This is a genomic window from Streptomyces sp. CC0208 (genome assembly GCF_003443735.1).
GTDB classification, from domain to species: Bacteria; Actinomycetota; Actinomycetes; order Streptomycetales; family Streptomycetaceae; genus Streptomyces; species Streptomyces sviceus.
Window position 1 is genome coordinate 8261672 of the sequence record NZ_CP031969.1, and the last position, 18850, is coordinate 8280521.

At 67.8% G+C, this 18850-nt stretch carries 14 protein-coding genes and 4 pseudogenes; 8 read left to right on the forward strand and 10 right to left on the reverse strand.

Features of this window, described 5'->3' with window-relative positions; translation table 11 throughout:
- Positions 1-181: 181 nt before the first annotated feature.
- Positions 182-1402, forward strand: a complete 1221-nt coding sequence (locus tag D1369_RS37900) for a helix-turn-helix domain-containing protein (protein ID WP_118082903.1) — start codon at positions 182-184, stop codon at positions 1400-1402.
- 492 nt (positions 1403-1894) lie between these two features.
- Here the strand turns inward: D1369_RS37900 and D1369_RS37905 are convergent, their stop codons facing one another.
- From D1369_RS37905 to D1369_RS37915, 3 genes are all read right to left on the reverse strand, one after another.
- The gene (locus D1369_RS37905) at positions 1895-3055 is read right to left on the reverse strand and encodes an EstA family serine hydrolase (RefSeq protein WP_007379933.1); all 1161 of its coding nucleotides are present in this window, start codon (positions 3053-3055) and stop codon (positions 1895-1897) included.
- Positions 3056-3334: 279 nt separating this feature from the next.
- A complete protein-coding gene (locus D1369_RS37910) occupies positions 3335-3964 on the reverse strand; it encodes a TetR/AcrR family transcriptional regulator (RefSeq protein ID WP_007379932.1) in 630 nt (209 codons plus the stop codon).
- On the reverse strand, positions 3961-4758 hold the full coding sequence (locus D1369_RS37915) for an acetoacetate decarboxylase (RefSeq protein WP_007379931.1): 798 nt from the start codon (positions 4756-4758) through the stop codon (positions 3961-3963). Before D1369_RS37915 ends, D1369_RS37910 begins: the two co-directional genes overlap by 4 nt.
- Positions 4759-4860: 102 nt before the next feature.
- Between D1369_RS37915 and D1369_RS37920 the strand changes: the two genes are divergently transcribed.
- Both D1369_RS37920 and D1369_RS37925 read left to right on the forward strand, forming a co-directional pair.
- A complete protein-coding gene (locus D1369_RS37920; protein ID WP_037898931.1) occupies positions 4861-5739 on the forward strand; it encodes a 3-hydroxyacyl-CoA dehydrogenase family protein in 879 nt (292 codons plus the stop codon).
- A gap of 150 nt (positions 5740-5889) precedes the next feature.
- Positions 5890-6251 (forward strand): annotated as a pseudogene (locus D1369_RS37925) (transposase); the annotation flags it as partial.
- On the opposite strand, the gene D1369_RS37930 reads toward D1369_RS37925, so the two are convergent.
- The gene (locus D1369_RS37930; RefSeq protein WP_118082905.1) at positions 6232-6384 is read right to left on the reverse strand and encodes a DUF4177 domain-containing protein; all 153 of its coding nucleotides are present in this window, start codon (positions 6382-6384) and stop codon (positions 6232-6234) included. The pseudogene D1369_RS37925 and the gene D1369_RS37930 sit on opposite strands and share 20 nt — an antisense overlap.
- A 128-nt stretch (positions 6385-6512) precedes the next feature.
- Positions 6513-8732, reverse strand: a pseudogene (locus tag D1369_RS37935) (alpha-L-fucosidase).
- A 1152-nt stretch (positions 8733-9884) separates the two neighbouring features.
- On the opposite strand from D1369_RS37935, the gene D1369_RS37940 reads away from it, so the two are divergent.
- Positions 9885-10172, forward strand: a complete 288-nt coding sequence (locus tag D1369_RS37940) for a hypothetical protein (protein ID WP_240436126.1) — start codon at positions 9885-9887, stop codon at positions 10170-10172.
- 64 nt (positions 10173-10236) lie between these two features.
- Entirely contained in the window at positions 10237-11016 is a 780-nt protein-coding gene (locus D1369_RS44215; RefSeq protein WP_240436127.1) for a transposase family protein, read from the forward strand.
- Positions 11017-11020: 4 nt separating this feature from the next.
- On the opposite strand, the pseudogene D1369_RS37955 reads toward D1369_RS44215, so the two are convergent.
- The 3 genes and pseudogenes from D1369_RS37955 to D1369_RS37965 all read right to left on the reverse strand — a co-directional run.
- Positions 11021-11701: pseudogene (locus D1369_RS37955) on the reverse strand (MFS transporter); the annotation flags it as partial.
- 2 nt (positions 11702-11703) lie between these two features.
- A pseudogene (locus D1369_RS37960) lies at positions 11704-11829 on the reverse strand (ferredoxin); the annotation flags it as partial.
- 47 nt (positions 11830-11876) lie between these two features.
- Entirely contained in the window at positions 11877-13082 is a 1206-nt protein-coding gene (locus D1369_RS37965; protein WP_007379925.1) for a cytochrome P450, read from the reverse strand.
- A gap of 170 nt (positions 13083-13252) precedes the next feature.
- On the opposite strand from D1369_RS37965, the gene D1369_RS37970 reads away from it, so the two are divergent.
- On the forward strand, positions 13253-13939 hold the full coding sequence (locus D1369_RS37970) for a TetR/AcrR family transcriptional regulator (RefSeq protein ID WP_050789664.1): 687 nt from the start codon (positions 13253-13255) through the stop codon (positions 13937-13939).
- A 242-nt stretch (positions 13940-14181) separates the two neighbouring features.
- On the opposite strand, the gene D1369_RS44220 is transcribed toward D1369_RS37970, so the two are convergent.
- On the reverse strand, positions 14182-14565 hold the full coding sequence (locus D1369_RS44220; RefSeq protein ID WP_037898926.1) for a hypothetical protein: 384 nt from the start codon (positions 14563-14565) through the stop codon (positions 14182-14184).
- A 352-nt stretch (positions 14566-14917) separates the two neighbouring features.
- Positions 14918-15823 (reverse strand): LysR substrate-binding domain-containing protein, encoded by a 906-nt coding sequence (locus tag D1369_RS37985; protein ID WP_118082906.1) that lies wholly within the window; start codon positions 15821-15823, stop codon positions 14918-14920.
- A 241-nt stretch (positions 15824-16064) separates the two neighbouring features.
- Here D1369_RS37985 and tcuA point away from each other — a divergent pair, with 241 nt between their 5' ends.
- Together tcuA and D1369_RS37995 are read left to right on the forward strand one after the other, a co-directional pair.
- Positions 16065-17537 carry an FAD-dependent tricarballylate dehydrogenase TcuA gene (gene tcuA / locus D1369_RS37990; protein WP_007379922.1) on the forward strand — a complete coding sequence of 491 codons (1473 nt, stop codon included), beginning with the start codon at positions 16065-16067 and terminating at the stop codon, positions 17535-17537.
- Positions 17538-17953: 416 nt separating this feature from the next.
- Entirely contained in the window at positions 17954-18796 is an 843-nt protein-coding gene (locus tag D1369_RS37995) for an IS5-like element ISSsv1 family transposase (RefSeq protein ID WP_007379921.1), read from the forward strand.
- The last annotated feature ends 54 nt before the right edge of the window (positions 18797-18850 follow it).

The following is an 18850-nucleotide window of genomic DNA, read 5'->3' on the forward strand; positions in this document are numbered from 1 at the left end:
AGTCACCTGACTCTCCCATCGCCGTTCGCCTTTGTCCGATCGCGGGGTCGGCGAGTGCACCGACGCACTCATGGTCGACCTGTGACAGGCGCCACTCAATGTTGTGGTGCACAGCATTGACCGAGAGAACAGTGCACAGTGCACAGCACAAGGCACAGGAAGGAGGGGTAGTGTGAGCGCTATGCATGGCGCCGGTTTGCGGGGCGACTCCGAAAAGTTGCTACGCACCATGTGCAAGGAATTCCTGGCCGATCCCTCCGTCTTGGGTCCGATCCAGGACGCACTTGTCAACGCAATCGATGCCCGCTTCGGATCGGACCCCTCCATTTCTGAGGCGATCGGTGAGGCGACCCGGGCCTACTCCCATCATTGGGCACGCTCGATGTACGAGGACCCGTGGCGGGACGTGGAGCCCCTCCTGACAAGCCAGATCGTCAACATCTCGCGCGACGGGTATCGCTGGGGTGAGGAGGACACCTTCCGCGCTTCCAACTACGCCGCTCAACAGGCGATGTGGTCCATCTTGATGCGGATCGCATTTTCACTGTGCGATGAAACCGCCGTCCTGCAGCCCGCTCTTGACCGGGCCTCGCGCTCACTGTCGCTCTGGGTCGACCGCACAGTCACTGCCGTGATCGACATTCTGGAGCAGGAGCGCGCAGCTCTGTCGGGCGACGAGCACGTAAGACGCCTCGAGCTGGTCAATCTCATCCTGGGTGGAACACCGGTTCCTGTGACCGGTGTTGATCAGAGTCTCGGATACCCGCTCTCAGCCAGACATCTGGGGGTAATCCTCTGGGCGCCACCACAGTTCGCCGATCGCGCGGCACTCGTGCAGGTGGCGAGCGCGCTCAGCCGGATCGCGGAGTCCAGAAGCCGGCTGCTCGTTCATGCCAGCGCTTCGTCGCTGTGGCTGTGGCTGACGCCCGGAATCCCAGTTTCGGCCGAGGCACTCGAGACCGCTCTAGCCCCGCACCGCGACGTCAGGCTTGCGATCGGTTCATTGGACGAGGGAGTGGACGGGTTCCGACGCACCCACGACCGCGCGGTGGAGACCCAACGGCTGGTGCAGAGCAACAACGCGCACCGGGTCGCCTTCTATGACGACGTCGCCGCCGTCATATTGCTGGCCCGAGATGAAGCCCGGCTACGCGAATTCATCTACGCGACTCTCGGCCCGTTGGCCACAGGCCCACAGGACCTACGTGACACGCTGCGAATGTTTATCCACCAGCGGTACAACGCATCCCGGACAGCAGAGCTGTTGTTCACCCACCGAAACACCATCCTGCAACGCATTCGCCGCGCCGAAGAACGCCTGCCCGTCACTCTGGACCGGCACGGCACCAATGTCGGCATCGCCCTGGACGCGATGCACTGGCTGAACCTCCAGGACGAGTAGATGCAGCCCATCATCCGGGCCGGGGACGCCACACTCTCCAGCGGTCCGCCCGCGCCGCCCGCTGCAGGAGATGGTCAAAGGGCACAAGCGCCAACGCCCCAGCAGACCCCGGGCTTCGTCGACGCGGAAGCCGGCACGTTGGCCGACGACCTCGCCCGGCGTACCGAAGGGAATCCCGGGCGGAACGGCGCGCTCGTGCCGTTGGCCCGTCCATCCCTTCGCCGTCCGCTCGCAGTTCAGCGGGCCAGGCCAGAGGTGGGGCCTCGGCCTGGCCGCAAGTACTGCGCAGTGTCGGTCGCAAGACAGGGAGAGCGCCATCCGCGATGCTGGACATCGAGGAGCGGCTTTGCTTCATGCTCACGGCCTGCGGCGATCTCCCGATCGAGGCTCCCGTCGAGGCTCACAGCTCAAGATCACGCTGTGCGTTGGTCCTAGGTCTGGAGCGTGCTCGACGGATCCGTCGAGCACGCCTGCTGTGGTCGGTGCGGGCGTTTACGGGCGGCCGAGGCCCTGATAGACGGCTTCTGCGATGCGGTGGAACCGCTCGTCGCCGCCGGTGTTGATGCTGCCGTCACTGCCGCCCAGCTTCATGTGGTTCATGGTGAACGCCACGGTCAGGCGGTTGTCGCAGTCCGCGATGACCATGTGGCCCCCAGCGCCGCCCCAGTAGCAGGTACGAGGCCCGGCCATGGGCAGATCGTCGTTGCCCAGCCCCCAGCCCATACCGAACTTCACGTGCTTTCCCAGGATCAGGTCGGCGCCGTCCGACTGCTGATCGAAGAGGGTCTGGACGCCCTTCTCGGACAGCACTCGTACACCGCGTGCCTCGCCGCCGCAGGCGATCACCGAGTGCACGGCGGCCACCGAGCGCGCATTGCCCTGGCCGTTGGCGGCAGGAATCTCCGCAGCCCGCCAGGCGCGCGTGGCCGCGAACGGCTCCGGGTCGGCCAGCACGTTGGGGCGCCCGAACACCTTGGCACCCGTTTCCTCCAGCTCGGGCGGGAGGGGGAGGCCATCGATGTTGAAGACATTCGAGACACGATCGTCGGCCTCGGCGGGCAGGCCGATGTGGAAGTCGGCGCCCAGCGGGGTGGCCACCTGCTCGGCGAAGAACTGACCCACGCTCTGCCCGGTGATCCGGCGAACCACCTCACCGACGAGATAGCCCTGGGTCACGGCGTGGTAGCCGGAGGCGGTGCCCGGTTGCCACCAGGGCTTCTGCGCGGCGAGCAGGTCGGTGCACCTGTCCCAGTCATACAGCTCGTCGGGAGCCGCCAGCGGCACGTCCCAGCCCGCCAGTCCGGCGGTGTGGGACAGCAGATGCCTGACCTCGACCGAGTCCTTTCCCTCGGCGGCGAACTCCGGCCAGTACCGCGCCACGGGTGCGTACAGGTCCAGCTCCCCGCGGTCGGCAAGCACAAGCGCGCAGAGATTGGTCATGGTCTTGGTGACCGACCAGACGTTGACCAGGGTGTCGCGGGTCCAGGGCCGGGTCTGCGCACGGTCGGCGTAGCCGCCCCACAAATCGACCACCGGCTCGCCGTCCAGGAACACCGCCGCCGATGCCCCGCCCTGGCTCTCGTCCAGGGCCTGCTCGAAGGCTTTCCTCACTGCGGCGAACCGGTCGTCGCACTGACCCGAGATCTCTTTCATCCTCAGCTTTTCCCTTCGTGTTTTGAATGTCTCAGCAGCGCTGAGCCCAGAAGAACGAAACGACTAATGCTTACTAAAAGGGCTGAACGGGCCCCGCGTCGTGCAGGCACGGTCGCCTTGGCGGCTGAGCCGCTGGAGCGGAACGGGTTTTGAAGCGCACCCGGCCCGTGTGAACGATCGGACCGAGAGGCTGTCGCGTGCGTCGTCCGCGACCCGCGCAGCGTGGCCCGCCATCACGTCCACAGCCAGGACTGCTGAGCTGAGCGGAGGTGCTGTTGCTCACTGCTCGGTGGTCAGGCCGAGAATGATGCCGCGGACGACGGCTTCGCGGACGGCTTCGGGATCGTCGTGGAGTGGTGACTGAGTGATCGCGCCGACGTGCGCGGTGATGACGGCCCGGGTGAAATCCTCGACGGAGTCCAGCGGTCGACGGCCGGTGAGCTCCAGGACATGCAACAGCAGCGGCTGGAGATGCCGACGGAGCTGCTCGGCATGCTCGCGCAGTGCGGCCGCGACCTCTGGCCGGTGCTGGGCCTGCCCCGCGAAACTGGTGCGGATCGCAACCCACTGCGGATCCATCGGCAGCGCCCGCAATATCGTGGCCACGACGGACTCCAGGGAACAGTGAGCCTGCTCAGAAAACGGTGCGTCGGCGGCGAGCGCCTCCAGTCGCTGCTGAACCTCGTCGTTGCGCTGTTCGTACAGGGCGAAGAAGACGTCGTCGACGGTCTTGAAGTTGGAGTAGAACGCGCCGCGGGTGAACCCGGCGCGCTCACAGATCGCCCCGATGCTGACGTTGGTGGTGCCATGCTCGGCGAACAGGTCGGCGGCCGCGGCGATCAGCTGCGCGCGGGTCGCCTTGCGCTGGCGGGGTGGACGTGCGGGCGCGGGGGTGGTCGGGTGATTCATCGGGCCATCCTCTCCGTCGGCAGCTGCGAGCCTGCCTCCTGGCTGAGGGGCGAGCCGCTGTTCAGATAGTCGTGCACGGAGGTGACCGGGCTGAGGGTCAGGTCGGTGAGGATGTGGCTGGCGGAGACGACCTCGAGCACCGGCAGATCGGCCAGGGGGGCCATCGCGTGCTCGAACAGCTGCAGGCGGGCGGGCCCGGTCCAGGCCTCCTTGACCACGATGTCGGTGATCTCGGTGCGGACCAGGTCCGAGGCGCGCAACTGCCCGGTGAACACGTTGGGCACCTGCTTGAGCGCGAAGGTGGGCACGGTGATCTGCTCTCGGGCCGCATCGAGGTCGAGGGGCTGCCACTTGTAGGGCATGGTCGCGGTGGCCACCCGCTGGCCGCCGCGGTCCAGGGTGCCGACCAGCGCACCGGTGTCGGTGAACAGCGCCGGGCTGCCGGCCACCTTCGGGTAGGCACTCAGCTCGCGGCCCGCAGCCGTGGCGGCGAAGCTGTCCAGATACATGGCGTGCAGGTACTCGCCCACCTCGCCGTCGAACTCCACGGCGATCGCCTGCCCGCTCTCCAGGTAGGGGCCGAAGCCCTCGACGTCACCCATTTTCATCACTTCGAACCGCACCAGCGGCTCGGGCACGGTCAGCGGTTCGGGCACGACTGCGCGCAGGGCATCGGGGTCGGTGCGGTAGACGATGTTGAAGTACTCCCGGTCGGTGAACCGGGTCGCGCGCACCGGATAAACCGGTACCCCCAGCGGCGTGAGCGCCTGACGCGCCACCTCGGACTCGCGCACTGTTCCACTCTCCTTGCGATACAAAACGTATTGAGTACAGTTTGCATCGAGTTCGCGTGTCGGGCAACCAGCCGGACCGAACGTGCACAAAGGAGTCCCGTGATGACCCACACTTCTCGTCAGCTCGCCGCCCGCCCGGTCGCGGTGATCGGCGCAGGCACCCTCGGCCGCCGCATCGCGATGATGTTCGCCTCCGACGGTGGGCTGGTACGCCTGTACGACCTGTCAGCCGACGTCCGGACCGCGGCCCTGGACTACGTCGCAGCAGAGCTGCCGGAGGTGGTCGCCTCCCGGCCCGGCGCCACCGAGGGCCACGTGGTCGGCGTCGACACACTGGAAGCCGCGCTGGACGACGCGTGGCTGGTCATCGAGGCGGTGCCTGAGCGGCTCGACCTCAAGCGCAGCCTGTTCGCCGATCTGGACCGGATCGCCCCGGCCGACACCATCCTGGCCAGCAACTCCTCCTCCTACGCCTCCCGCCTGTTCGTCGAGCAGGTGGAGCACAAGGAGCGGGTACTGAACATGCACTTCTACATGCCGCCGGCGCAGAACGCGGTCGACCTGATGAGCGACGGGGCCACCGACCCCGCGATCATCGAGCGGCTCAAGGCCGAGCTGCCGCGCTACGGAGTGCACCCCTTCGAGGCCCACCGGGAGAGCACCGGCTTCATCTTCAACCGGGTCTGGGCCGCGATCAAGCGCGAGGCGCTGGAGGTCGTGGCCGAAGGGGTGACCACGCCGGAGGATTTCGACGCGATGTTCCAGGTGAACACCGGCGTGAAGCTCGGGGTGTTCCGGATGATGGACCAGGTCGGCCTGGACGTCGTCCTCGACATCGAAAACCACTACGCCTCGGAGAATCCGCACCTGCCCGAGGGGCCCCGCCGACTGCTGCACGAGTACGTCGACACCGGCCGCCTCGGCGTGAAGACCGGCCGCGGCTTCTACGACGACTACGCCACCGCGGCGAGCGACGCCTGACGCACCGTCCGCATCACGTCGGGCCTCACTACTCGCACCCGTGACACCTCATGCGGCTTCGGGTGCGACGTAGCCGTGGGCGAGGTCGCGACGCTCGACCGAACCGGCAGCTGTGAGTCCCTTTTCAACCAGTTCTTCAAGCACCGCGGAAACCGCAACGACGTCACCCAGCTCATCCCCCTGCTCCAGGCCGTCCCGCCCGTACGCGGCCGACGCGGACGGCCCCGACAACGACCGGTCGCGCTCTACGCCGACCGCGGCTACGACCACGACAAGTACCGCAAGCAGGTGCGGGCCTGGGGATCACCCCGGTCATCGCGCGGCGCGGAGTCGAGCACGGTTCCGGACTGGGCGTGCACCGCTGGGTGGTCGAGCAGAGTTTTGCACTGCTGCGCTGGTTCCGCAGACTGCGCATCCGCTGGGAGATCCGCGACGACATCCACGAAGCCTTCCTCAGCCTGGCCTGCAGCATCATCTGCTGGCGCCGACTGGTCAACCTGTCACTTTGTTAGGGGTTCTCAGGCCCAAGCCGTCCTCGGCATGCTTGTTGAGAATCTTCTCCAGTTTGTCGCTGTCCAGTGCGTCACCGATCAGCGACTCCCTGAAACTGACGACCTTGTACTCGTAGGTGTGGCCGTTGCTCATGCCTGCGTGCCCTCCGGTGTGTTGTTGCACTGCCCAGGGCCGGCCAATCATGCTGCGAGGCAGGTCACACCTGCCTGCGCGCCAGCGGGGGCCGGAGCGGCTGCTCCGGCCTCCACCCGTCCACCCGCTCAGACCTTGGTGAAGGTCCACTGCACGTTGGTACTGCTGTTTCCGGACCACTGCTTGGTCACGGAGCCCGAGGGCACGTCGCCGCCGCCGTCGAGGACGAGGCCGGTGGCGCGGTTGACGATCCAGTACCTGTTGCCGCCCTGGTACTTGAGCTGCCACTGCTGGCTGTTGCCACCGGTCCAGGTCGCCTCCAGGGCTGGGGAGCCGTTCGTGGTGGCGCCCCCGCCGTCGGCGACCATCCCGTTGGCGCGGTTGACCAGCTTGTAGTAGCCGTTGCCGAGTTCTACGGCCTGCCACTGCAGGTTGGTGCTGCCGTTCCAGGTCCACTGCTTGAGGTTGGAGCCGCTGGGGACGTTCCCGCCGCTGTCCAGTACCAGCCCGTCGGTGACGTTGGTGATCCTGAACCATGCCGAGGGGGCGAGCTGCACCTTCATCGATACGACGGTGTCGTTGTTGCCGGTGACGCGCAGGTCGGCGTTGTCGGCGTCGAAGGTCCAGGCGGTGCCGGTGAAGTTGTCACCGGAGTAGCCGATGATCTGGTAGCCGGGGGCCGGCTTCAGCGAGGACAGGCTGCGGCTGGGCAGGCCGGCGAGCGACAACTGGTCGGCGGTGTAGGAGCCGATCTGGAGCCGCGAGGAGCCGCCCGAGTAGTTGACGTCCTGGTAGACCGCGGCCCCGGACAGCGGCTGCACGGCGGGGATCTGGCCGGAGAAGGTCAGCTTCACGACGTAGGCCAGGGCGGAGAAGGGCGCCGACGACGGCAGGGTCACGTGCAGCCCGGTCGAGTCCTGCGTCGGCGTGGGCAGGTCCGTGTAGGTGCCGGCGGTGGAGTTCAGCAGCTTCGCCGAGGCCAGGGAACTGACGTTGATCCGGGCCGAGTTGAGCGTCGATATGGTCAGCGTGCTTCCCGGCCAGCCGAGGACCGTGGCGTACAGGACGGTGTTGTTCTTGTTCCGGGTGAAGCGGATGTCCTGTGCCGTTCCGACCTGCGGGGCGGTGAAGGCGCCGCCGCCCATATGTGTGGGGCCTTCGCCGTACGTGGTCCAGGCCCGGGTCGAGTAGACCGACTCGCCGAAGCGGCGCAGGTAGTCGCCGATGCCGAGGAGGATGTCCTTCTGGGCCTGGGGGATGGTGCCGTCCGCCATCGGGGCGATGTTGAGCAGCATGTTGCCGTTCTTGCTGACCCGGTCGATCAGTGAGTGCAGCATCTGCTGGGTGCTGTAGTAGCCGATGCCGTTCGTGTAGCACCAGCTGGAGCTGGAGATGCTGTCGTCGGTGAGCCAGTAGGGGGCGGTGATGTCTCCGGGGCCGCCGCGCTCGTAGTCGAAGACCTCGCCGTGTCCGTTCAGGCCGTCCTTGTAGGTGGCGACGACTTCGCGGCCTCACGCCTGGGCCTGGTTGTAGTAGTACGACAGGAAGTTCAGGAGTTGCGTCTGGTCGACCTTGTTGAGGTCGAAGTCCTGCCAGATGATGTCGGGCTTGGCGAGGTTGATGACCTCTTTGAGCTTGTCGTACCACAGCTGGTTCTCGGCCGTGGTGCCCAACTGCCCGTACAGCTTCTGCAGGCTCGGGTCGGACTGCGCGGGCACGTGGTCGTAGTAGCCGTTGAAGTTGAACGCGTGGTGCATGGCCACCAGGAGCTTCAGCCCCTTGGCCCGGATGGAGTCGGTGAACAACTGGAGCAGATTGAGCTGGGGGCCCTTGGCGGCCGAGTTCCACTCGTTGACCGAGCTGTTCCACATGGAGAATCCGTCGTGGTGTTCGGCGACGGGGCCGGCGAACCGGGCGCCGGCGTCGACGAAGAGCTGCGCCCACTCGTCCGGGTCGAAGTTCCCGCCCGCGGACTTCAGTTTCGGGGCGAACTTGTTGAAGTTGCCGTTCAGGTCCTTCGCGCCGTTGATGAAGTTGTGGTACGGCCACGCCGACGGGTCACCGAACGTGGCGATGTGGTGTTGGTTGCACGCATCGCCGCTGATGTACATGCGGCGCGGATACCACTCGTTCCCGTAGGCCGGAACGCTGAACACACCCCAGTGGTAGTAGATGCCGAACTTGGCGTCCTTGAACCACTCGGGAGCCGCGGTGTGCTGGTCGACCGAGGCCCACGTGGGGGTGTACGTGGTCGCGGCCCGGGCGGTGCCGGCGGCGAGGACGTTGCCTGCGACCGCAGTCGCCGCGACACCCGTGGCACTCGCCAGGAACTGGCGTCTGTTGATCATGGTGGTACCTCCGTCAGAGCTGTGGTGGGAGACCAGGGCCGGTGGTCAGTGGCGGGCACTTCTGTGGCGGGAGCACGACGTGCGCGACGCAACCCGGACCGGACACGGTCGGCAGGTGACTGACTCGGCGCCACGGCCTACGGGCGACGAAGTCCGCGGCGCAAGCGGGTGGATGGAGCGCGTCACCGGCTGCGAACGGCAACGGTCTGTGCGGACTCCGGGGATCTCGTGGCAGAGCAGGTTCCTGACGACATGTCCTCACTCCGTTCCCGTACGGCAGCACCGCCGCGTGACCGTTTCGGCTCCGGGACTTCTTGCAGACCCCTGAGCCGCGTGGTGCCGGATGTCACGCATGAAATTGCGGCACTCACCCTGCCCATGTCAACGGTCGTGCAGGGATGAAAGCAGCTCACTAACTGAGCTTTTGTTCCTTTTTGTGAGAGATTCTGCTGATCTATCCCTCGATAGACATGGTATGTTTAACCGTCAGGCGTCAGTGGTCCCGGATCGGTTGCAGTGCCGGGAGGGCGCCGGTCCTCCGGTCAGCCCCGGCATGGCCCAACGCGACCCGGCAGTACGAGCGATGGACGGCGACGTGGGGGAGCGACGTACGCGCGGCTCACTGTGCTCGACCTCGTCGCGGCCGTGGGATCGTCTTGCGCCGGGCAGGACATCTGCTCTTTGGTGCGCCCTGAGATTCAGACCGGCCCTTCGGGTCTGCCGAGTTGGCCGGCGTCGACGCGCGCCGGCGGGCCTGTTCGAGTCCGTCGGTTGCAGTCGAGGAAACTTCAGCAGTAGGCGCTGCTCGAGAGGGTCTACTGAGCAGCGCGGGAAGAGAACAGCGCTCGCCCGAGCAACTCCGCCACGCCGCACCATCAGCCCACGTAGCCCGAGGTGACTGGTCTAATGCGCCCAGCGTCCCATTGTCGGCGAGGTGCCGATCAGGCACTGAGTAGTGTGCATCGTGAAAGGTGCAGGTCGGGTGGGCTGGTGTGCGCGGGGTCGGGGGTGCTCGGGCTGGTGGGCGGCGGGTGACCATGGTGAAGATCGTCTGACCGGTCGGTCGGGAGGGTTCTCTGGTTCTGCTGCGCCTGCGTGAGCGGGCCGCCTACGATCCGTCACCGTGTCGATACGCCGGGGATCGTGGGGAGGGTGGGCGGCGTTCCGGTGAAGGCGGAGGTGGCGGGGCGTGCGGTGCTGCTGATCCCGCACCGCGGTGAGACTGGCGACGAGGCCGCGCTGCCCGCCGACTACCGCCGGATCCTGGCGATCGTGCGGGCCGCTGGCGGTCCGGTGCAGGGCAAGGGGGTGGGTGAGGAGTTGGGGCTTGAGGTGGGGGTGCGCGGGAGGCTGGATCCGCTGCGGGCGGAGATGACCAAGCTCGCCGATCGGGGCCGGCTGCACAAGCGGCCTCACGGGAAGTTCACCGCACGCCTGTAGTAGCTGCGGACCGGGGCGACAAGAGGGCGTAACCGGCGGGCCCCCGACGGCAGTTGAGTTTGGTGTGAAGAAAAACAACCATCCCGTCGAGGGCTCTGACGGTCTTGTCCACATCGCCCGCCTGCCGCTGTCGAGTGCCACCCTGAACTGGCTCGCTGCCCTGTTACGCGGCCACTTCAAGAAGATCGGCTCCAGGTGGCGGGCCCTGCCCGCGGGGAAGATCGCCGGCATCGTGCTGGCGGTACTGCGTTGTGACCAGCGGCCCGGCGACCTGGCAGGCGGCAACGGCATCCATCGCACCACCGTCACTCGCTGGATGCGGGAGGTCGTCGGGCTGCTGGCCGCCCGCGCCCCGCGCCTGAACCGGGCCCTGAAGAAGATCGCCCGAAAGGGTGGCGGTGTGGTGCTGCTGGACGGCTCGGTGATACGTACCCGGCGGCGCACCGGGGTCGAGAACCGCAAGAACCACTCGGGCAGGAACAAATGCCACGGCCTGCTCGTGATCGCGCTTTTGAAGTGCACGCCGACGAGCCGCGCATGCGGGGGGTACTCGAAGAGGAAGCGCCTCCGTCCACACACCCATGAACCACGCACGGTCGGAGTCCCACAGCCGGACGGGTTTGCTCAGGTGCAGGAAGAAGTGCGCCGACGGCATCGGCGGGACGTTCATCAGCCGGTGGGGCGGCACCCCGGTCAGACAGTAGGTGTCGTCGATGAACTGGTCGAGCGGCGGAGCGGGTATCCGGCCGACGTGTTCCATGGGTTCAGTGTGGCTGTCGGGGTTCTTCACCGCATCGAGCACAGGGCGGTACGGCCCGTTCGGTGCCGTACCGCCCTTCCGTGATGGGTCAGACGGCGGGTTCGGCTGCCGGCGCGGCCGCGGTTGCCTCCGTCTGTGGCGCGGCGGCCCGGGCGGGCAGGGTGAGCACGGCCAGGAATCCGGCGACCGCCACGGCGGAGAAGAAGTAGAAGCCCCAGGGGTGGCCGATGCCTGCCGCCACGAGGGCACCGGTGATCGTCGGGCCGACGATGGAGCCGATACGGCCGATGCCCGAGGCCGAGCCGAGGGCGGTGCTGCGGACCGAGGCCGGATAGAAGTTCGTCACGTACGCGTAGATCAGCACCTGGGCGGAGAAGACGAACACGCCGGTGAGGAAGACGACGGTGTCGAGGAGCAGGTTGCTGTGCATCCTGATGCTGAGGCAGGCAAGCATGGCCACCGATATCGCGAACCAGCTGAGCGCAGTGGGCTTGATGCCGCGCCGGTCGGCCACGAAGCCGCCCAGCACCAGGCCGGCGACCCCGCCGACGTTGAGGATGAGCAGTTGGGTGACCGCCGTGGGGATGGGGTAGCCGGCCTCGTTCATGAGCTTGGGCAGCCAGGTGTTGAGGCCGTAGACCAGGAGCAGGCCCATGAAGGATGCGACCCAGATGCCGATGCCGGCGCGGAGGTAGGCCGGCCTGAGGAGTTCGCCGAATGCGACGCGCTGGGAGGCGGGCGCTTCCTTGGTGCGGACGAACGCCTCGGACCGGCGGGCGGGGCAGCTTCGAGGAGGACGACCATGCCGTCCTCGTCCCGCTGGTCGAAGACGTCGGGGGCGAGCATGACGCACTGGCCCGAGGCGACGCACTTGGGAACGTCGACTTCTACACGCATGACGGTTCTTCCCTGTGGGGGGGTGGGGGGGGGTAAGCGGGTGCGGGTCACCAGGTGACGGGCAGTTCGTGGACGCCGTAGACGATGGAATCCCGCTTGAAAGCGATGCCCTGCATCGGCACGGCGACCTTCAGGCCGGGGAGCCGGCGGAAGAGTTCCGGCAGGACTATCTGGAGTTCGGCGCGGGCCAGCGGCTGGCCGAGGCACTGGTGGATGCCGTAGCCGAAGGCCAGGTGCCGGCGGGCGTCGGCGCGTTCCAGGTCGAGGTCGTCGGGGGCGGCGAAGACCTCCGGGTCGCGGTTGGCGACTCCGACCGGGATGATCACACCCTCGCCGGCGCGGATGGTGACGCCGCCGATGGTGACGTCCTCCACGGCCGTACGGCGCAGCCCGCCGTGCACGATCGAGATGTGGCGCAGCAACTCCTCGACCGCGCCTGCCACCTGGTCCTGATCGCCGAGCACGTACGGGATCTGCTCGGGATGGTGCAGCAGGGTGATGGTGCTCAGCGCGATCATGTTCGCCGTCGTCTCGTGCCCGGCGAACAGCAGGAAGGAGCTCAGGTCGGCCGCGTCCTGCTCGGTGATGACACCGGCTTCGACCTGCTCGGCGAGCCGGGTGACCAGGTCGTCGCCAGGCGTCGTGCGCTTGGTCCGCACGAGTTCCAGCAGATACGTGGCCAGTGCCTGCTGCGCACGGGTGGTCTCCTCCGCCGTGGCGGTCAGGTCGACGAAGACCTTCGAGTGCCGCTGGAAAAAGGGGTGGTCCTCGTACGGCACGCCCAGCAGTTCGCAGATCACCAGGGAGGGCAACGGCAGCGCGAAGCGCTCCACGAAATCGGCCGGGCCCGGCCGCCCCGTGAGGTCACCGAGGAGCTCGTCGGTCAGACGGGCGATGGCCGGACGCAGCGCGTCGATACGTTTGACCATGAACTCCCGGGTCAGGGTGCGCCGCATCAGGGCGTGCACGGGGTCGTCATGGCCCTGGAAGAAGCCGCGCCGGGGCTGCGGGGTGCCTGGCTTGAAGTTGGGCGCACCGGGCCGAGACGGGTCGGAGCTGAACGCCGGGCTGCCGAGCACCGCCCGCGCGTCTTCCCAGCGGGTCACGAGCCACGCGCTGAGTTGCCCCTCCCACAGGGAGACCCGGGTGACCGGGCGCTCCGTCCGCAGTTCGGCATACAGGGGCGGAGGGTCAAGAGGCGCGTCCTTCGGACGGGCGAGTTCGAACGCGGGGGCGGACGCAGACGAGGGCATAGCTGTTCCTCTCCACCGTCAACTAACAGCGTTAGGTGTTCTGCTTGATAGACTAACACCGTTAGTCGAAGGGTGTGAAGCCGCATCCTCTGTTTCCGCCTCTGCGGCGCCGGCCGTACGGGTAGGGGGCCCGGGCGGGCAGATAGGGTGCACACAGCGAGGAGGTGGCCGTGAAGCAGCAGGTCAGACGGGTGCCCAATGTGCGGGGCGAGGGGGAACGGCTACGGCAGGAGATCCTCGACGCGGCGACCCGCATCCTGGAGGAGACGGGACGCGAGGACGCGCTCTCCCTGCGAGGAGTGGCCCGCGAGGTCGGCATCTCCGCGCCCAGCGTCTATCTGCACTTCAAGGACAAGACCGAACTGGTCGCCACCGTGCTCGACGCCGCCTACCGGGCGCTGGCCGCAGCGATGGGCGAGGCCGGGGAAGCGGCCGCCGCGGCCGGCGCCGCCCCGTGGGAGCGGATAGGGGCCACCACCGCCGCCTACCGCAGATTCGCCATCGACAAGCCCCGCCGGTACCGGCTGATGTTCAGCCTGGAATACGAACCCGAGCGTCAGCCCTCCGCCGAGACCCCCCTCGGCACCGTGCTCCAGGCATGGACCCACGCCGTGGACACCTATCTCGCGGCGATCGCGCCCGCCCGTCGATCGGAAGCGGAGACCGTCGGCATCCACCTGTGGACCGCCCTGCACGGCCAACTGGTCCTCTGGCACACCCTGCCAGGTCACCACACCAGCAGCGAAGACATCCTGATCGAACTTGAACAGTCATTGCTGCACCGGCTGCTGCCCATTCCGGCCCCTCAGCCATCAACCCCGACGCTCGACGCCGCACACAGCCAGCGAGGCAGTTGAGAACGTCGCACCGGACGCCGCTGAAGCGCGGCTACCGCTCGAATCGGCCGGCGCTGCACCACGAGCAGGGGGTTCGTTCACCGATCCGGCACCCACACCGGCCGCTGCCCCAACCCCAACGGACAGCCCGCGTACGGCACCAGCTCCAAGGTCGTCCTGACCAGCGCACACCTCGACCGCACCCCCGGAACTGCGACCCTGTCGGTAACCCGGGCTATCAGAACGTGCGGAATGCTCCGCGATCAGCGCCGAAGAGAGAGGAGGAGACCGGCGAGGGCCAGGAGCATCCAGGCAGCCAGATAGCCGAATGCGGCTGCTGGGGAGAACACACTCCAGAGGATGCCAGCGATGGTGGACGCGGCGAGGTTGCCGAGGGACTGCGCGTGCGGGAGATCCTTCGGGCCGGTGCCGACGCGATCAAGGTGTGCACCACCGGGGGAGTGGCCTCGCCCGGCGACGACCCCCGGCACGCGCATTTCCGCGACGACGAACTCGCCATGATGATGGCCGAGGTCCGCGCCGCCGGGGTGCACGCGACGGCGCATGTTGCCTCCGGCCTCGGCGAGCCGGATCACGGCGAGCGGCGCCGACAGCGTGGGCACCAACCAGGTGCCGTGGGCGAGCATCAGCTCGATTCCCTCGTCGCGAGGTAGATACCTCGGTGAACTGGCCCTCATGGAGAAGGGCGGTATGAGTCCCGCCGAGGTCCTGGCCACCACCACGTCCTCGGCCGCCGACCTGCTCGGTATGAGCGACCTGACGGGCCGCCTGCGCCCAGGCCTCCTCGCCGACCTCGTCGTCGTCGACGGCGACCCCCGCCCATCCCGCGATAGCTCCCGCTGGTCGGCCTGGCGCTGGAGGGCATGCAGGCCTCGACGGCGACGCCCGCGTCCATTCGCGCGGCTCGGCGGTCACGAGTCCTGGGCACGCCCCGCGGGACGGCGGCGATCGCCGGCAGTCACACCGCGGAACGCCTGTCTAGGAACACAGGGTCCCGGCGGTCTCGATGAACAGTTCCGCGATGGCCTTGGTCGACGGTGTCGGTGGAGTGTCGCGCAGCCGGGTGAGCAGGATGCGGCGAACGGGGGCCGAGGGGCCCAGGTCGATGGTGGTGACGTCGTCCCGCAGGCTGGCCAGGGCGAACCTGGGGGCGAGCGTGATGCCCAGGCCGACCGCCGCCATGGCCTGGGCTTCCTGGTAGTCGTGTGCCCGGTAGGCGATCTTCGGCTCGAAGCCGGCGGCACGGCAGCTACGGTTGAGCAGCTCGGCGACCGGGTGATCGCTCCGGACGATCCAGTTCTCCTCGGCCAGCTCCTCAAAACCGGCGGAGTGCCGGGCGGCGAGCGGGTGGCCGGTGGCGACGACCAGGCAGGTGTGGTCGTCCAGCAGATGGGTGACATCGAGGTTGGTCTCGTCCAGGCGCCGCCACGGATAGTCCCACATCAAGGACAACTCGATCTCCCGGCTCTCCAGGAGGTCCATCAGGCCGGCGTTGCGGTCGCTGTGCACGGCCAGCTCAACCTGCGGGTACCGGGTGCGAAAGGCGCGCACGACGCGGGGCAGCAGGGATGCGGCGATGGTGGGGAAGGTACCGATGTGCAAGGTCCCGCTGTGCAGGCCCGCGATGTCATCGAGGGATCGGCGTGCGGCCCGCAACTGGCGATCGATCCGGGCAGCATGCTCGACCAGAGTGCGGCCGGCCTCGGTGAGCGTGACGCCCCGGGGGTGCCGCGCGATCAGCGGCTGCCCGGCCTCCGCTTCCAGCCTGCTGATCTGCTGGGACACCGCCGAGGGCGTATAGCTCAGGGCGATCGAGGCCGCCGTGATGGAGCCCCGGCGAGCCACCTCGGCCAGCACCAGCATGCGGCGTACATCGAGGCTCATCCCGACCGCCTTAAGCATTCATGAAAGCAGCTTCAATTTCTTTCGATTGTACTGATGGCGCTGCTGGCGCATCGTCGTACTGCCCGGCGGGCGGGCCGCGCAGCCGTCAACCCGCCCGCCGGGCCCTGGTGAAAGAGATCCATGCTGCGGTCGCGTACGCACACAGTCCCTCATCCGTACGCCCCAGCCCCGAAAGGATCTCCGATCCGGGCATCTGCTGTCCGAACCCCTGGGAGTACACATGACCGAGCAGTGGGACGTCGTCGTGGTCGGCGGCGGGAACGCCGGCTTCAGCGCGGCTCAGTCCGCCCGACAGCAGGGAGCATGGGTGCTGCTGCTGGAGAAGGCCCCCCGCCAATGGGCCGGAGGCAACTCCTACTTCACTGCCGGGGCGATGCGCACCAGCCACGGCGGGCTTACCGACCTCACCTCGCTGGTCGAGCCACTTCCCGCGGACCGTGCAGGACGCGTCGACCTCGCCCCTTACACCGACGCCGACTTCCTCGCCGACCTGACCCGGGTGACCCAGGGAAGGACCGACCCCGAACTCGCCAGGATCCTGGTCGGTGAATCCCGCGAGACGATGACCTGGCTGCGCAGCCTCGGCCTGCGATTCGAGCTCATGTTCCACCGGCAGGCTTACGAGGTGGACGGGCGCTACCGGTTCTGGGGCGGACTGGCCGTCGGCGTGGTCGGCGGGGGCAAAGGAATGATCGACCAGCACCTTGCCGCCGCCGATCGCAGTGGCATCGAAGTCCGCTTCGACAGCCCCGTCACCGGCCTGGCCACCGCAGCCGACGGCTCCGTTGGCGGCGTGATGCTCGCCGACGGGCAGCGCATCGAGGCCGACGGCGTGGTCCTCACCAGCGGCGGCTTCGAGGCCAACCCGCAGATGCGGGCCGGCTACCTGGGCGCGGGCTGGGACCTGGCCCTGGTGCGCGGAACCCCGTACAACACCGGCGAGGGCATCCGCATGGCCCTGGCGGCCGGCGCGCAACCCTACGGCCACTGGAGCGGCTGCCACGCGGTGGCCTGGGACAGCCAGGCCCGAGCGACCGGCGACCGGGAGCTGACCAACCAACTCACCCGCGGCGGCTACCCGTTCGGCATCGTGGTCAACGCCGAGGGGCGCCGGTTCGTCGACGAGGGAGCGGACTTCCGCAACTACACCTACGCCAAGTACGGTGCCGAGATCCTCAAGCAACCGGCAGGCGTCGCCTACCAGCTCTTCGACGCGACGTCCGCGCCGCTGCTGCGCCCCGAGGAGTACGCCTCGGCGGGCATCACCAGGGTGGAGTCCGACACCGTGGAGGGCCTGGCCAAGGAACTCGGCATGGACGAGGGCCGGCTGGCGGAGACGGTTGAGCGGTTCAACGCCGCCGTTGTTCCCGGTCGCTTCGACCCGACGGTCAAGGACGGCTGCCGGACCGAGGGCATCACCCCTCCCAAGTCCAACTGGGCCCAGCCGCTGACCACTCCTCCGTACGTCGCCTTCCCGGTGACCTGCGGCATCACCTTCACCTTCGGCGGGCTGCGGATCGACGCCGACGCGCGGGTGCTGGACCTGAGCGGCCGCCCCGTCCCTGGGCTGTACGCGGCCGGCGAACTCGTCGGCGGGCTCTTCTGGTTCAACTACCCGGGAGGCTCCGGACTCACCGCCGGTTCGGTGCTCGGCAGGCGCGCCGGGCGCTCAGCAGCCGCCGACACGCATTGACGGCGACGCCGCAACGGGTTGAATCACACGGTGTGTGGTAGATGCGGTGACCGCCTGCTTCGTCGATGAAGTCGGCCCGCGCGCCCCAGCGGTTGCTGACGCACGGCTGTGGTGATGACGCACGTATGACGCACGAAGCCTTCCGAGGGGCCTGGATTCGTCCTTGAAAGCGCCTCTGAGCTGCATGTTTCCCGGGTGGGGTCGGACTGCATACCTTCCCGATGACGCGTCACCTGGAGTGCGTGGCGATCCATGAGTCGACCGCCAAGGCCCCTGACCTGCGGTTTGGGGAATTGTCCCTCGGTTCGACGACTTAGAACTCGCGCAGCTAGGCTCGATGGGGTACCTCGGAAGTAGTAGAGGAACAGGGCCTGGTGATCATGGAGTTGCGACGCTCTGTGATCACCGGGAGACCTGTGCCTGCCTTGCCGTCATGGCTGACCGAACCCCTGTGGGACCAATTCGCGGCGCTGCTGCCACAGCGGCCCGTCTACGCTCCGACCCACCCGCTGGGCTGCCACCGCACGCGGATCAGCGACCGGATCATCTTCGACAAACTGCTGCAACTCCTGCGCTTCGGCTGCTCCTACGAAGCCCTGGCGGACACCACCTGCTCGGCCACCACGATTCGCAACCGCCGTGACGAGTGGATCCGGCTCGGCGTCTTCGCCCGGCTCCGGCACATCGCTCTGGAGGCGTACGACCGCATCGTCGGCCTCGTTCTGGACCAGGTCGCCATCGACGGGTCGATCACCAAGGCACCCGGAGGCGGAGAAGCCGCTGGACGCTCGCCGGTCGACCGGGGCAAACAGGGCCTCAAACGCTCGGGGATGACTGACGGGTACGGCATCCCGCTGGGCCGCGTCCTGGCCGGGGCGAACTGCCACGACTCGCCGCTGCTCGCCCCGACCCTGGACCTTCTGGACGGCCTGGGCCCGCTGCCCGACGACATCACCGTGAACCTCGACGCCGGCTACGACTCGGGCAGGACCCGTATCACCCTCGACGAACGCGGACTGCGCGGCCGGATCGCACACAGGGGCGAGAAGGCTCCCGTCCAGGCCACCGGGCGCTGGCACGTAGAGCGCACCCACGCCTGGCAGAACGCCTTCCATCGACTCGCACGCTGCTACGAACGCCGGATCGACGTCATCAACGCCTTCTTCGACCTCACGGATGCCGTTATCACCGTGCGTAGCCTCGTTCGCCGCGCCTGGACCACTCACCGCTGGGACGACCGCCCCACCCGGCGACCATGACCCCGCCCCCAATTGCGCGAGTTCTCACCGGCTCCGGCGAAGCACCAGAAGCAC